This is a genomic window from Bacillus sp. MUM 116, assembly GCF_001866655.1.
Taxonomy (GTDB): domain Bacteria; phylum Bacillota; class Bacilli; order Bacillales; family Cytobacillaceae; genus Neobacillus.
Genome location: NZ_MLYR01000012.1, coordinates 1 through 15,036 on the forward strand (window position 1 = coordinate 1; position 15,036 = coordinate 15,036).

The 15,036-nt window shown below is 39.3% G+C and carries 15 protein-coding genes; all 15 read right to left on the reverse strand.

Annotated features, from left to right (window positions below):
* Positions 1 to 276: 276 nt before the first annotated feature.
* Positions 277 to 1,761 (reverse strand): lysine--tRNA ligase, encoded by a 1,485-nt coding sequence (gene lysS / locus BIV60_RS02935; RefSeq protein WP_071354224.1) that lies wholly within the window; start codon positions 1,759 to 1,761, stop codon positions 277 to 279.
* Positions 1,762 to 1,952: 191 nt separating this feature from the next.
* Positions 1,953 to 2,945, reverse strand: coding sequence for a tRNA dihydrouridine synthase DusB (gene dusB / locus BIV60_RS02940; RefSeq protein ID WP_071354225.1), 993 nt, complete (start codon positions 2,943 to 2,945; stop codon positions 1,953 to 1,955).
* Positions 2,946 to 2,963: 18 nt separating this feature from the next.
* Complete coding sequence (locus BIV60_RS02945; RefSeq protein WP_071354226.1) at positions 2,964 to 3,176, reverse strand: helix-turn-helix domain-containing protein; 213 nt, start codon at positions 3,174 to 3,176, stop codon at positions 2,964 to 2,966.
* Positions 3,128 to 3,655: a 2-amino-4-hydroxy-6-hydroxymethyldihydropteridine diphosphokinase gene (gene folK / locus BIV60_RS02950; RefSeq protein WP_071354272.1), complete on the reverse strand. Its 528-nt coding sequence runs from the start codon at positions 3,653 to 3,655 to the stop codon at positions 3,128 to 3,130. The genes BIV60_RS02945 and folK overlap by 49 nt, the downstream gene beginning before the upstream one ends.
* Positions 3,656 to 3,657: 2 nt before the next feature.
* Positions 3,658 to 4,017, reverse strand: a complete 360-nt coding sequence (gene folB / locus BIV60_RS02955; RefSeq protein WP_071354227.1) for a dihydroneopterin aldolase — start codon at positions 4,015 to 4,017, stop codon at positions 3,658 to 3,660.
* Positions 4,010 to 4,855 carry a dihydropteroate synthase gene (folP, locus tag BIV60_RS02960; RefSeq protein WP_071354228.1) on the reverse strand — a complete coding sequence of 282 codons (846 nt, stop codon included), beginning with the start codon at positions 4,853 to 4,855 and terminating at the stop codon, positions 4,010 to 4,012. Before folP ends, folB begins: the two co-directional genes overlap by 8 nt.
* Before the next feature lie 132 nt (positions 4,856 to 4,987).
* Positions 4,988 to 5,911 (reverse strand): cysteine synthase A, encoded by a 924-nt coding sequence (gene cysK, locus BIV60_RS02965; RefSeq protein ID WP_071354229.1) that lies wholly within the window; start codon positions 5,909 to 5,911, stop codon positions 4,988 to 4,990.
* A 146-nt stretch (positions 5,912 to 6,057) separates the two neighbouring features.
* On the reverse strand, positions 6,058 to 6,954 hold the full coding sequence (locus BIV60_RS02970; RefSeq protein WP_071354230.1) for a peptidyl-prolyl cis-trans isomerase: 897 nt from the start codon (positions 6,952 to 6,954) through the stop codon (positions 6,058 to 6,060).
* A 23-nt stretch (positions 6,955 to 6,977) separates the two neighbouring features.
* A complete protein-coding gene (hslO, locus tag BIV60_RS02975; protein WP_071354231.1) occupies positions 6,978 to 7,856 on the reverse strand; it encodes an Hsp33 family molecular chaperone HslO in 879 nt (292 codons plus the stop codon).
* Between the two features lie 15 nt (positions 7,857 to 7,871).
* The gene (locus BIV60_RS02980; RefSeq protein WP_071354232.1) at positions 7,872 to 8,657 is read right to left on the reverse strand and encodes a type III pantothenate kinase; all 786 of its coding nucleotides are present in this window, start codon (positions 8,655 to 8,657) and stop codon (positions 7,872 to 7,874) included.
* A 200-nt stretch (positions 8,658 to 8,857) separates the two neighbouring features.
* The gene (ftsH, locus tag BIV60_RS02985) at positions 8,858 to 10,810 is read right to left on the reverse strand and encodes an ATP-dependent zinc metalloprotease FtsH (protein ID WP_071354233.1); all 1,953 of its coding nucleotides are present in this window, start codon (positions 10,808 to 10,810) and stop codon (positions 8,858 to 8,860) included.
* 118 nt (positions 10,811 to 10,928) lie between these two features.
* Positions 10,929 to 11,477: a hypoxanthine phosphoribosyltransferase gene (gene hpt / locus BIV60_RS30165; RefSeq protein ID WP_256218290.1), complete on the reverse strand. Its 549-nt coding sequence runs from the start codon at positions 11,475 to 11,477 to the stop codon at positions 10,929 to 10,931.
* Positions 11,478 to 11,507: 30 nt separating this feature from the next.
* Positions 11,508 to 12,893, reverse strand: coding sequence for a tRNA lysidine(34) synthetase TilS (gene tilS, locus BIV60_RS02995; protein WP_071354235.1), 1,386 nt, complete (start codon positions 12,891 to 12,893; stop codon positions 11,508 to 11,510).
* A gap of 344 nt (positions 12,894 to 13,237) precedes the next feature.
* Positions 13,238 to 14,239, reverse strand: coding sequence for a serine/threonine protein kinase (locus tag BIV60_RS03000; protein WP_071354236.1), 1,002 nt, complete (start codon positions 14,237 to 14,239; stop codon positions 13,238 to 13,240).
* The gene (locus BIV60_RS03005) at positions 14,208 to 14,945 is read right to left on the reverse strand and encodes a VWA domain-containing protein (protein ID WP_071354237.1); all 738 of its coding nucleotides are present in this window, start codon (positions 14,943 to 14,945) and stop codon (positions 14,208 to 14,210) included. Before BIV60_RS03005 ends, BIV60_RS03000 begins: the two co-directional genes overlap by 32 nt.
* Positions 14,946 to 15,036: the final 91 nt, after the last annotated feature.

Below are 15,036 nucleotides of genomic sequence, written 5' to 3' on the forward strand. Positions count from 1 at the left end.
TAAAGGCGACTTAATCATCTTACCAAGTTATCAACCTAAAGTCAATAACTTTTTTTATTTCTTTTTTGTTACTCATTGTTGTTTTGCAACAACAGATATTAATATACCACCATTAAAGGTATGGTGCAATAGTTTTTTTATGATTATATTTAACTATTTTAAAATAAAAATATTCGCATTCTTCAATTATTAATTTAGCTATTTGCATCCACTAATAACGTGTTCATCAAAGCAAAATAAAAATGCCGGGAAAAGCCCGGCATTTTTCAAATAATATTAACGGTGACGCATTAATGGGAATAATAGCACGTCACGGATTGACGGCGAATTGGTTAAAAGCATCACTAGGCGGTCAATTCCGATTCCTAACCCGCCTGTTGGAGGCATACCATATTCAAGCGCTTCAACAAAATCCTCATCCATTTCGTGCGCCTCATCATTTCCTTGTTCTCTTTCCTTCAATTGAGCTTCAAAACGTTCACGTTGATCAATTGGATCATTTAATTCTGTAAAGGCATTCGCATGCTCACGCGCCACAATAAATAACTCAAAACGGTCTGTAAACCTTTGATCCTCATCGTTTTTCTTTGCAAGCGGCGAAATTTCAACAGGATGTCCATAAATAAAGGTTGGCTGAATCAGTTTTTCCTCTACTTTTTGTTCAAAGAATTCATTGACAATATGGCCATACAACATATGTTCAGTGATTTCCACTCCATGTTCTTTAGCAAGGGCGCGGGCCTCATCTACACTCATCTCTTTCCAGAAATCTACACCAGTATATTCCTTAATTGCGTCGACCATGTGTAGTCTTTTCCATTCCGGTTTAAGGTCAACTTCATATTCACCATATTGTACAGTCGTTGTCCCTAGGACTTCTTGGGCGATATGAGCAATTAAATTTTCAGTAAGGCTCATGATATCTTTATAATCCGCATACGCTTCATAAAGCTCAATCATCGTGAATTCCGGATTATGGCGGGTTGAAACCCCTTCATTACGGAACACTCGACCGATTTCATAAACTTTTTCCAATCCACCGACAATCAACCTCTTTAAATGCAGCTCTATTGCAATACGCATATATAATTGCATATCGAGTGCATTGTGATGAGTGATAAACGGACGGGCAGAGGCTCCTCCTGCAATGGAATGCATCATTGGTGTTTCAACCTCTAAATAGCCATGATCATCTAAATAACGGCGCATTTCCCGAATGATGCGGCTCCGGGTGATAAAGGTTTCTTTACTTTCCTCGCTCATAATTAAATCTAAATAGCGCTGACGGTAGCGCTGCTCCACATCTTTAAGACCATGGAACTTATCAGGCAGCGGACGTAACGCTTTCGTTAAAAACTCAAACTCTTGAACCTTAACAGACAACTCGCCCACTTTTGTTTTAAATAGTGTTCCTGAAACTCCAATAATATCGCCTAAATCGGCCGAATTAAAAATCTCGTACTTTTCTTCTCCGACAGCATCCTGTCTTACGTATACTTGAATTTGACCGGTTACATCTTGAATATGAGCAAACCCAGCCTTCCCTTTACCGCGTTTGGTCATAATTCTTCCCGCAAGCGTAACGGCTACATTTTTAGCTTCAAGCTCTTCTTTTTCTAATTCACCGTACTGTTTAATCATTTCCATTGCCATATGTGTACGATCAAATCGTTTTCCAAACGGGTCAAGACCCTTTTCACGCATGGAACTCATTTTTTCACGTCTGACAATCAGTTGGTCATTTAATTCTTCCTGACTCATGCATATCAACTCCAATATATATCTTTTTATGTAAATAGCATATTAAATCCGCATTTTAATACATACTTTATTATTTTACACAAACTTGGGAATTCAGACATTAAAAAAGTTTAAAAATAAAATAAAACTGCCAGCAATTCACTGGCAGCTACATAGTCATTATAGATAAGCGAAATTGGAAACTCAAGCTTTTATCCTACTGTCAACTCTTTTTCTTCAGCTTCTGCAACTAAACCATTTAATAGAGTTACTAATTCTTCGCGGCTATTACACTCATTAATAGCGTTACGAGCTATACCGTTACCGCGGATTCCTTTTAAATACCAAGCAGCATGCTTTCGCATTTCACGTACAGCAATATTCTCATTCTTGAGTGCAATTAAGCGGTCCAGGTGGAGAATACAAACATCAATTTTTTCTCGAACAGACGGATCGCCAAGCAATTTACCTGTTTCCAGATACTGAACGGTCCTATAGATCATCCAAGGATTGCCCAGTGCAGCCCTTCCAATCATCACTCCATCAACGCCAGTTTCCTCAAGCATCCTTTTTGCATCCTGAGGGGTCTGAACATCCCCGTTTCCGATAAGAGGAATATTAATGGATTGTTTTACCTCACGAATAATGTCCCAGTTTGCTTTACCTTCATACATTTGAACCCTGGTACGGCCGTGCAGGGAAACAGCCTTTCCACCAGCACGTTCGACTGCCTGGGCATTTCGAACCGCATAAATATGGTCCTCATCCCAGCCCATCCGCATTTTTACGGTAACTGGCTTCTCGACTGCATCAACAACCGCTGATACCATTTCATAGATTTTATTAGGATCTAAAAGCCATTTTGCCCCTGCATCACATTTTGTGATTTTAGGGACTGGACATCCCATATTAATATCAATAATGTCTGCATTCGTATTTTTATCAACAAATTGAGCTGCTTCTACAAGTGATTCTTTTTCTCCACCGAAGATTTGCAGGCTTAATGGCTTCTCCCGCTCATCGATGTAAAGCATATTCATCGTTTTTTCATTTCTGAAATTAATCCCTTTATCACTTACCATTTCGGCACACACTAAACCAGCCCCAAACTCTTTTACCGTTAAACGAAAGGCAGAGTTACATACACCGGCCATTGGCGCTAAAACGACTTGGTTCTTCATTTCAATATCACCAATTTTCAACATTCAAACATACCTCCTTTCCTAATCTTCTTTTGGTGGCTCTAATTCTTCAATACTTATTTTTAATGACTGAGTTATTTTTTTCAGCAAATCGCTTGGCGGCAGGCGATTTCCTCTCTCAATCTCACCTAAAATTGAAACTGAAACTCCTAATTCCTTCGAAAAGCTCTCCTGCGTAAACCCTTTTAGCTTCCGATAGGCTCGAATACGTCTTCCCCATTTTTCCGCTTCCATATCCGGACTCCTTCTTTATCAGGTAATTCATCTAATGATGCTTGAAGTGGTTTTTCCATCCCTGGAATGATCATTTTTGGCCGAATTTCCAATAGCGGCACAATGACAAATGCCCGCTCATGCATTCGGGGATGAGGGACATTGAGGCTCTCTGTTTCAATATTTTCATGATTATACAAGAGAATGTCAAGGTCTATTGTCCGCGGTCCCCATTTTATTTCCCTTTTCCTTCCAAGTTGCTGCTCTGTTTTTAAACAGATTTCTAATAGTTCATAGGCATTGAACTCAGTCTTTATCTCGATTACCATATTCAAAAATAAATCCTGATCCTCATAACCAACCGGATCTGTTTCATAAACAGAGGAACAAATTACTAACTCTATTTTTGGATTTTTTGATAGCAGCTTAATAGCTTGTCCTAAATAATCATATCGGTTCCCCATGTTTGAGCCAAGGGAAATAAATGCTGTATTCTCCACCATTATCTTCTCCTTGTAATTTCTACTGCAACAGACTTGTAATGGCCTGGAATTGGCGGGTCAGGTTTTATCAATTTTACAGTAACATCCTTGACCAGTGTAAACTCCTTTAACACACTTGCAGCGATGTTTTCCGCAACAGTTTCTAGTAACTTATATGGTTCCCCTTCAACGATTTTTTGGCAAAGCTGAAATACCTCGCCATAATGAACCGAGTACTCCAATTCATCTGTTTCCCCTGCCCTTTTTAAATCCAATGATATGATTAAATCGACAATGAAACGCTGGCCAAGACGATTTTCCTCAGGAAACACTCCATGATATCCGTAAAACTCCATTTGATTTAAATAAATTTTATCCAAGGATCTCTCCCTTTCCCATAAGTACATCTATCATTTTTGCCATCCTGCTCATTTCTTTTACATCATGTACCCGAACAATATGACATCCTTTCTGAATCCCGTAGCAAACGGTTGCTCCAGTGCCTTCCAATCTCTCATTAACTGGCAAATCCAAAGCTTCCCCAATCATCCTTTTTCGTGAGGTCCCCAATAGGACCGGGTATCCGATTGATGTTAACGTATCAAGATCCCGCATCATTTCAATATTTTCCTGATAATCCTTTGCAAAACCGATACCTGGATCTAAAATAATGTTCTCATCACGAACCCCTGCTTTTTTTACGATTGAAATGCTTTCAAAAAGATCGTTTATAACATCCCTAATAAAAATATTATAATTTCGTTCATTACGATTATGTTGCAGAATGATAGGCACATCAAATTCCGCAGCAACACCAGCCATTTTGTCATCAGCCTTGGCTCCCCAAATATCATTAATGATATGAGCGCCTGCTTTAAGGGCTTCCTCAGCTACCTTTGCTTTATAAGTATCAATGGAGATCGGAACAGGAACCTGCTTAGATAGTGCATTAATAATGGGAACCACTCTTTCAATTTCTTCCTCTTCAGAAATGACCTCATAACCAGGACGAGTAGATTCACCGCCAATATCAATGATATCTGCCCCATTTGAAACCATCTCATGCGCATGCTCTAATGCCATGTTCATATCATTAAATTTACCGCCATCAGAAAATGAATCGGGTGTGATATTTAAAACACCCATGATCATGGTTTTTTGATTAAGGTCCAGTGTATATTTTCCACATACAATTTTTTGTATCCCCGTTTTACTCATTCCGATATCCTCCATGATAATTGTCGTTTCTTTGGTTTAATAAACTGTATTTATCATACACGAAATTTTAATATCATTGCAAAAAAATAAGGTGTGGCCAAATGCAGCCATCACCTTATCTAATTTAAGATATTAATCCAGCTGGTAAAGTGGTGTACTTAAGTAGCGCTCACCGTTATCCGGAATGATCGCCAATACCTTTTTACCTTTTCCAAGTTGTTTAGCAGCTTTAACCGCTGCAGCGATTGCCGCACCAGATGAGATACCACCTAAAATTCCTTCTTCTCTAGCCGCACGGCGGGCATATTCAAATGCCTCTTCTGTGGTAATTTGAATCACTTCATCGTAAATATCTGTATTTAATGTTTCTGGTACAAATCCGGCTCCAAGTCCTTGAAGCTTGTGAAGGCCCGGTTTTCCACCTGATAAAACAGCCGAGTCTTTTGGTTCAACTGCGAAAATTTTTAGATTTGGATAATGTTCACGAAGGACACTTCCTGCACCAGTAATGGTTCCACCAGTACCAATTCCGGAAACAAAGCCATCCAATTGCTCCATTTGCGCGACAATTTCCGGTCCAGTCGTTCTTCTGTGAACTTCTGGGTTTGCTTGGTTTTTGAATTGCTGCGGCATAAAATATCCGTTCTCTGCTGCAAGTGCCTCCGATTTAGCAATGGCTCCTTTCATTCCTTCCGGTCCAGGTGTTAATACTAGTTCTGCACCATAGGCACGAAGAAGATTTCTTCTTTCCAAGCTCATTGTCTCAGGCATAACAAAAATTGCTTTGTAGCCTTTTGCAGCAGCAATCATCGCAAGACCGATACCTGTATTACCACTTGTTGGTTCGATAATGGTATCTTTACCAGGCGCAATAAGACCTTGTTCTTCTGCGGCTTCAATCATTGCTAAACCAATACGATCTTTAACACTGCTTCCAGGATTAAAATATTCTAATTTCAAATAAACTTCAGCACTGTTTTCATCTACTAATTTATTTAATTTTACAATTGGTGTTTGACCGACTAATTCGGCAACTGAATTTGCAACACGAACCATTATTGTTTACCCCCAAATCTTTATTCCGAGTATTTTTATTGGATTTATATACAATGTACCAGTTTTAACCTCATTTTGTCAATTAGTTTTGTTCAATAAATTCTTAAAATTTCATAAAAAAAGAACACAGAAATATTTATCTGTGCCTAATCATTTTTTTCTTTTCCATAAAACCAACTTACTTTTGCTTCATCCCAAAAAGTCCTTGCCGATGCTGGTACCTTCATTTGCTGAAGGGCCATTTGCCTGCGGATTTCCTCTTTTACATCTTGAAAAGAGTACGTTTCACCTTTTATAATTCCTTCTAATTTTAGGATTGCATAACCTTGATCGACTTTTATCGGCATGCTCCATTCCCCAACTTTTAAATTTTTAGCTGTTTGGACATATTCGAAAGGATATCGGTCATCATCCTTTGAAATATAACCAATGTCGCCGCCATCATTGGCTGAAAAATCATCGATAGACCGTTCCATTGCCATCGCTGAAAAGCTTGAGCCCTGGGATAGCTCTTTTAAGGACTTTTCTGCTTCCGTTTTTGTTTTTACAATAATCTGTGACAAATGAAAGGCAGTTGGGATATCAAATAAATCTTTATTTTGATTATAATAATTTCTCATTTCTTGTTCGGAATCAGCTACATCCTTTGTCAAAATTTCCTCAAGCAAGAGACTATTTCGAATTTGTTCTTTCCACTTTTTCTCATTCTCCTGCCTTTTTTCGCTAGCTGAATGATAAGTCGTTTGAATCATTCTAAATTCTCTTTCAACATCCTGCTTGGAAACCTTTATTTTGTATTTTTCCGCCATTTCCTTTATGACCTTTTGATCAATCATATCTTTTAAAACTTCTTTGCCATACCTTGCTTCTAATTCACTTAGCCATTCCTTCCTTGAAATCTCCCTTGTCCCTATTGTAGCCACAATCTCTTTCTTTAAGCCGGCACCGTTTGCCTTTTTCTCTTTTACGAGAAAGATGGTGATGGTTACGAAATTAACCAAAATCAGGGCGGCTACCACAAGCCGGAGCTGCTTCGTATTCAACTACTTTTCCCCCAATGCCCCGCTTATTCCGCTTTCTCTTTCAACAGTTCCAATTCTTCTTTTGTAAAAAGATATTTTTCATTGCAAAAATGACAATGTGCTTCAGCTTGTCCATCCTCTTCAATCATAGCCGTAATTTCAACAGCACCTAATCCGAGAATTGCATTCGCAAAACGCTCTTTTGAACACGTACATTGGAATTTTATCGGCATCGTTTCAAGAATCTTTACCGACTCCTCGCCAAAAAGTTCTCCCAATATTTCCTCTGGAGTAAGCCCTTTTTCAATTAATTTAGAAATAGGAGGGATTATTTTTAACCGCTCCTCAATTTTCGAAATGACTTTATCTTCAATCCCTGGCATTAATTGAAGGATAAAACCCCCGGCAGCTAAGATGGAATCATCAGGATTCACAAGAACACCCACACCGACTGATGAGGGAACTTGCTCGGATGTAGCAAAATAATAAGTAAAATCTTCCCCTAATTCTCCGGATACAAGTGGAACCTTCCCAGAAAAGAAGTCACGCAGTCCAATATCCTTTATAACAGTCAATGAACCCGTAGTGCCGACCGCACGGCGGACATCAAGCTTTCCTTGGGCATTCGCCTCAAAGTCAACATGCGGGTTTGTGACATAACCACGGACTTCCCCAATGGCATTACTATCTACTAGGATAGGGCCAAGCGGACCGTCCCCTTCAATTTTAATCGTTAGTTTTTCTTCCCCTTTCAGCATTGCTCCCATCATGACTCCTGCCGTAAGGGAACGTCCTATTGCTGCTGAAGCGGTTCTCCATGTATCATGGCGGCGCTGTGCTTCACTTACCGTTTCTGTTGTACGGACAGCATAGGCACGAACATGACCATCATAAGCAAGTGCTTTTACAAGATAATCGTTCATTTACAAGTTTCCTTTCTAATTGTTATGGTGATTTGCATCCAAATTTCGTTTATAGATTAACTGCAGGCCTTTTAACGTTAAAAACGGATCGACAACATCAATAATCTTTGATTCTTGAGCAATTAAATTAGATAAACCTCCGGTAGCAATGACCGTAGGTTTTTTCTCACTTTGCTCCATCATCCTTCTTACAATTCCCTCAACTTGCCCAACATACCCATAAACAATCCCCGCCTGCATGGCAGCAACCGTGTTTTTCCCGATTACACCTTCCGGACGGGCAATCTCAATTCTTGGAAGCTTTGCAGCCTTTGAGTAAAGAGCCTCAGTTGAAATTCCTACTCCAGGTGCAATCGCCCCTCCCATATATTGACGGTCTTCATTAACATAACAATATGTAGTTGCGGTTCCAAAATCGACGATAATCAGCGGACTTCCATATTCATGAATCGCTGCCACAGCATTGACAATCCGGTCTGCCCCGACTTCTCTTGGGTTTTCATATTTAATATTAAGTCCTGTTTTGATTCCAGGCCCCACCACAAGCGGTTTGATATGAAAATACTTCTGACACATTCTTTCTAATGCAAACATGATCGGGGGCACAACAGAAGAAATAATAATTCCGTCAATTTCAGAAAAACTTAAATTTGAATGTTCAAACAAGGATTTAATGATCATCCCAAATTCATCCTCTGTTCGGTTGCGGTTTGTTTCAATCCGCCAATGATGTTTTAGTTCATCGCCTTTATAAACTCCCAATACAATATTTGTATTCCCCACATCAAAGACAAAAATCAAATCTATCACTCACTTTACAGATTTATCATTTATCATACTGAAAACATAATAACATAATTGTGGTATATCATGTAAAAAAACTCACCGATTGGAGCTCTCTTAATGATGGTTTATGATGCATAGCCGCACCTATGCCCTAAAGGAAAATTACTTTCCTTAGGCAAAAAAAGAGTGCTTCAATTGAAGCACTCTTTTATCATTTACTTTTGTTCAGTTTCGGGATTATCGTCTGTTTTTGTTAAGTCAACTTGTTCATCCTTTTTCGTGTTGATGTTAACTTTTACATCATCCACTTTTTTCGGACCAATGTGAACACTTTCAAGGGCTACAGAGTTATCAGGCATCTTCCCGTGCTCAACCAAATATTTGATTTGTTCAGCAACTAGAGTTTCTACCTCAAGGAGAGTATTAGCAATCAGATCCAACTTATCCCGATTTTCAGTTAGAATCGTTCTTGCCTTTTCATAACACTCTTTAATAATCCGTTGAATTTCAAGGTCAATTTCGTAGGCAATGGCATCAGAATAATTTTGTTCATTATGCAGGTCACGACCTAAGAAAACCTGGCCTTGCGCTTGACCAAATTGTAATGGACCAAGCTTATCACTCATTCCAAACTCAGTAACCATTCTTCGTGCGATTCCTGTAGCACGTTGGAAGTCATTATGTGCCCCTGTACTCACTTCACCAAATACAATCTCTTCAGCTACACGCCCACCCAACAAACCAGTAATTTTATCAAGTAACTCTGGTTTCGTCATAAAGTAGCGGTCTTCACGAGGAAGCATGACAGCATATCCACCCGCTTGCCCACGTGGAACGATTGTGACCTTGTGGACCATATCAGCTTCATCTAATACTAATCCAATGACTGTATGGCCACCTTCATGGAAGGCAACAATTTTTCGTTCTTTTTCTGAAATTACACGACTTTTCTTTGCAGGGCCGGCAATGACTCGATCAGTTGCTTCATCGATATCTTCCATATCGATTTTCTTCTTATTTGAACGGGCGGCAACTAAAGCTGCCTCATTTAATAAATTCTCTAAGTCTGCACCTGAAAAGCCTGGTGTACGCATAGCTATATTTTTCAAGTTAACAGAATCATCTAATGGTTTATTACGCGCATGTACTTTTAATACTGCTTCACGTCCAATAACATCCGGACGATCAACGGTAATTTGACGGTCAAAACGACCAGGTCGTAATAATGCAGGATCCAGAATATCTGCACGGTTTGTAGCAGCAATGATGATAATTCCTTCATTTGCGCCAAATCCGTCCATCTCTACAAGTAACTGGTTCAAGGTTTGCTCGCGCTCGTCATGGCCACCACCTAAACCGGCACCACGCTGACGACCTACTGCATCAATCTCGTCAATAAAAATGATACATGGAGCATTTTTCTTCGCATTTTCAAACAAATCACGAACACGGGACGCCCCGACACCAACAAACATTTCAACAAAGTCAGAACCACTTATTGAAAAGAAAGGAACGCCAGCTTCACCAGCTGTTGCCCTGGCAAGAAGTGTTTTACCTGTCCCCGGAGGCCCGACAAGCAGTACCCCTTTTGGAATACGGGCACCCAGTTCAGCAAATCTTCGAGGGTCCTTTAAAAACTCAACTACTTCAACTAATTCTTGCTTTTCTTCGTCTGCACCTGCAACATCTCTAAAACGAACCTTTTTCTTATCATCGTTATAAAGTTTGGCTTTACTCTTGCCGAAATTCATCACTCGGCTGCCGCCGCCTTGAGCTTGGTTCAATAAGAAGAAAAATAAGATAAAAATAATCACAAATGGAATAATGGAAGTGAAGAATGTAACCCACCCACTAGTTTCCTTGGCTGGCAACACATCCACATTTGTTTTTGATGCTTTATCAATTCGATCTAGAATTTTTTCACTGTTTGGTATATAGGTTAAGAAGTTTTTATCCTTTGCGTTTTCAAATTGTCCCCGAACCTCGAAAACCCCACGTTCAGGCTGCATTGAAAATGATTTAACCTCACCCTTCTCTAATTTGGAAACAAACTGATTATAGGAAATATGATCAGTTGGCTCGTTACTTCCATTAAAGAAGCTGACAACACCAATGATGACTAAAAATATTAATAAATAAAAGATGGTATTACGGAAGATCCGATTCATCCCTTACCTCCTCCCACGGGTAAACAAACTATATTAAATAGTATCATAGAAAATCATTCCAATTCAAGGAATTACACTTCTTTCTGGACTTTGAAGAATGTCTTTACTTAGGTTTTGCTTAAAGGGTATTCTGATATACTTCCGGTTTTAAAACCCCAATATATGGTAGGTTTCGGTATTTCTCGGCATAGTCCAATCCATACCCAACCACAAAGGCATCTGGTACGATAAAACCTACATAGTCTGCCTGAATATCACTTTTTCTTCCAGTAGGCTTATCAAGCAATGTAACAATCTTAATCGATTTTGCTTTTCGGTAACGGAAAAGATCCACTAAATAGCTTAATGTCAAGCCACTGTCGATAATATCTTCGATAATTAAGATGTCTCTTCCTTCAACAGATGTATCCAAGTCCTTTATAATTTTCACTTCTCCTGAAGAAACCGTTGAGTTACCATAACTGGATACATCCATGAAATCCATTTCAAGATAGCAATCCATATGTTTTAACAAGTCTGCCATAAAAGGCAAAGCACCTTTTAAAACACCGATGGCAAGCGGGAAACGGTCTTGATATTCTGCGGTAAGCTCGGCTCCTAATTTCCTGATTTTTTCCTGAATTTCTTCTTCTGAAATTAACACCTTTTCAATATCTTGTTTCATTATCCATGTGCCCCCTAGAAGATCATTACATTGTTACATTGTATATGTGAGTAGTAAATATTGTGTAGCAGAAGAATCGATGCCTTCCATTGCTGATTTTTTTAAACCAGGAAGCCAGATAATGGATTTGTTCCCGTCTGTAATCACTGGCCAAGTATCCCTCTCTTGAAGGGGAACTTTATAATCAATAAATATATCCTTTAATTTCTTTGTCCCTGACATTCCTTTCAAAGACATTCGATCTCCAATTTCCCTTGTACGAATAACAAGCGGCCACTTTATCTCTGCTGCATTAAAGACGGCTGAGTAAGAGTTATAAATTAAAGGCTCCTTATGATTAAGATTAACCTTGATACTCCCCCCATTCGGTAATTCAATCCTCGAATCCCCATGCACTTCAAAATAATATTCTTGTGCACTTGCAGCTTTAAATTGGAAAGACATGTTTTGATATGACCGTATAACCATTAACTCATTTGGAAAATCCAATTTTCCAGATGGTCCTGAATGGTGAATCATTGAAAAAATCTGTTCAATATGTACAGCCGAAAGGGATGAAGGTTTTTCTTTGTAAAGATAGTTTAATATTAGTTGAATACCTCTTCTTTGTAAAGGTAAAGGCATGTCAAGAAACCGTTTTATATCGATGACGATATTGGACTTTTCCCTTATTGTCATTACTTTATTCATGTTTTGGACAGTTAATTCCTGAAGAAACTCTTCGTCACTTTGTAAATCTTCACTAAATCGTTGAAAATGTTCATGAACATTTGGGTTTTCCCTTTTTAAAAATGGCAAAACTTCTTTCCGAAATCGATTCCTGCTGTAAATATCTTTTTTGTTACTTGGATCTATTCGCGGTGTAAGTTCATTTTTCCTGCAGTAATCTTCAATTTCCTCCTTTGTCAAAGTTAAAAAGGGGCGAAAAATCATTCCTTTATAAAAATAGCGCTTAAAGGGGATTCCTGCCCTTGCTTTTCCTGTACTTCCCCTTGTCATTCTCATGAGCATTGTTTCAATTTGATCATCACCATGGTGAGCGAGAGCTAAATAGGGATAGTCATATTTTTCCATGATGGTTTGAAAAAACTTATATCTTTCCTCTCTGGCCGCCACTTGTGAACTCTTCCCTGTTCTTTCCATAATCATTGGAATATTGATACGGGACATTTCAAATGAGATATGATGCTGCTCGCAATAATCCTTGACAAACATTGCATCATCAAGGGACTCCTGACCGCGAAACATATGGTCGACATGGGCCGCAACAATCGAAAGGTTTCTTTTATCCTTATGTCCCCAAAGGAAACGTAGTAATGCAAGTGAATCAGGCCCCCCTGATACACCAACGACTATTTTTTTATTATTTAATGAAAAAAAGTGGCGGTCTAAAAAGTCCATTACCTTCGACTCAAGCATATTACATTCTTCCTCTTGTTTAACTTAGATAATTGTCTAGCTCCAGTGCCTAGCCCCTCAAGGTTGCTTTCCTGCTCCCGCGGCAAAGCGAATTCGAGGATGTCCTGTTCACCTCGTCGCATGCCCGCAAAGTGGATAATTCAGCGCTGAAGTCATGCTGATGAAGTCAAAGAACAACTTCACCGTCAGGACCTAAAGCTTTGTCGGGGCTGAACAAGGCACTTCCGCTTTTCTTATTAGCTTACCACTTTTTTTAATTCATCTATCAAAAACAATGACTTCGGATGCTATGGTTTTTTGCTTAAATTGTTACATATTATTTACGAAAGAAACGGATAATAGTTTCAAAAAAGTTTTAAAATAATCACAACATAAAAAATAATAAACACTGCTGCAATAACCCCGGTTTCAATCCAACCGGTTTTTTTCTTTTTCTTGCGATATTGCTGCCTTGTTTTTGGCTTATTTTTATTTAGGTCAGGTGCCGGAGTTGAAATATTTTTGACGGCTGCTTTCGATTTTAAACGCTGCTTATGGGGTGATTCGTCCGTTAACAGATCTAATAGGTCTTGTCTCATTTGCCTTGCTTTTGTATATTGCCCTTTTAAGGCATTTTCGATTACTTTTTCCAATGAGCGGAGCTCAGGCTTCTGCCGGATTGCCTCTGTTAATTGTGCAAGACCTCCTGTTGATTTCGTAAAGCGCTTCGGGTAAGCAGTATTTATCATGATCATCGCTAGTGAAAAAAGATCGTAAGAAGGTTCAGCCACTCTTGAACCAAGACCCCAATAACCCCGGTCATAAAACTCCGTAAACTCTTTAATAGCTCTTCCAGCAATGGTTGTGCCACCTACATCAATACATCTGATTTTTGGCGGTGGTCCGGTTACAATTAAGTTTTCAGGCTTTAAATCTCCGAAAACCCATCCATTTTGATGCAGCTTTTCTAAATCACTTAAAAGCTGTAACATCAAAACCACAATCCATGATTTTCCTTTCTGCTCAATAAACGATAATAAGTCCGGACCCTTTATATATTCCATTACATAGAAAGAGACCTGTCCGCGATTTGTCTTCCAATCGTCGACATCAAGCAAAGAAGGCCCGAGGGCAGACCCTTGGACCTTTGCAAAGGATTTTAAAACATTTACCTCAGAGGTAATCGACATTCCATTATCACTCATTTTCAAAGCCACTTGAGTGTTATGATAATTCGCGAGATAAACCACTCCGTTTGCTCCATATCCCAGTTCCTTCAAAATGGTATATTGATTTGAATGCCATTTTCCTGTTATGACTGTGCCGGGGCTAATCTTACATAGACTCTTCAAAGTATGATTCATCATCACGAGAAAGCAGACTCCTTAATGATTGTTTTTGATTAAATGCCGATAAAGCCGTCCTTAAAGCCGGCCCTGTTGGCGTAATACCTCCTGTTGACAGCTGCGAAAAGATACTTGTCAAAGATTGTAGTTTAGGTGTCCAGTCCAGCAACATTTCGACATTATTCTTTTTCCCGGGAAATACGTATACGGAATAAAAATTATCTCCCGTTCTTGCGTTTAAGCTGATGGAAAGGTCAAGAATTGCTTCTTTAACGGTCGGAAGCTTGTGCTTCATACTTGCACTTGTATCGACAAGAATCAACACTTCCAATTCGACAGTCTCACCCAATTCGTCGACAACTTCCATTACCTCGCCACGCTTTTCAGGGGGAAGATCTTCAATCGTTTGCGAATTTCCCAGGATTTGCTTTAGCTCTTTATTCACGACTCCTTGAAGAGTTTGAGTCATCGCTTTCCTTGTTACCATTTGGACCGTATGGGCAAGCCGTTCTGCATATACAATCTGGCTGACTCCCCCGCCGGACAAAGCAATACCCTCAATTTCCGTCATACCCTTTTCGTCAATTACGTCATGGTCCATAACACCGATTACATTCACCGTAATACCTTGTTCTTGTGCAAGTGCTGCCATGGCAATAGGATCTTCACCATGATTGGAGCACCCATCTGTTATCAATAGAATTTGCCGGATTTTTCCTGAGTACATACCCATTCCTCCTCCACATCATGAATTGTTACCATTTTCGACGGGAAGGAGATGAAATATACATAATCACAGACTAAGTGGTACAAATTAA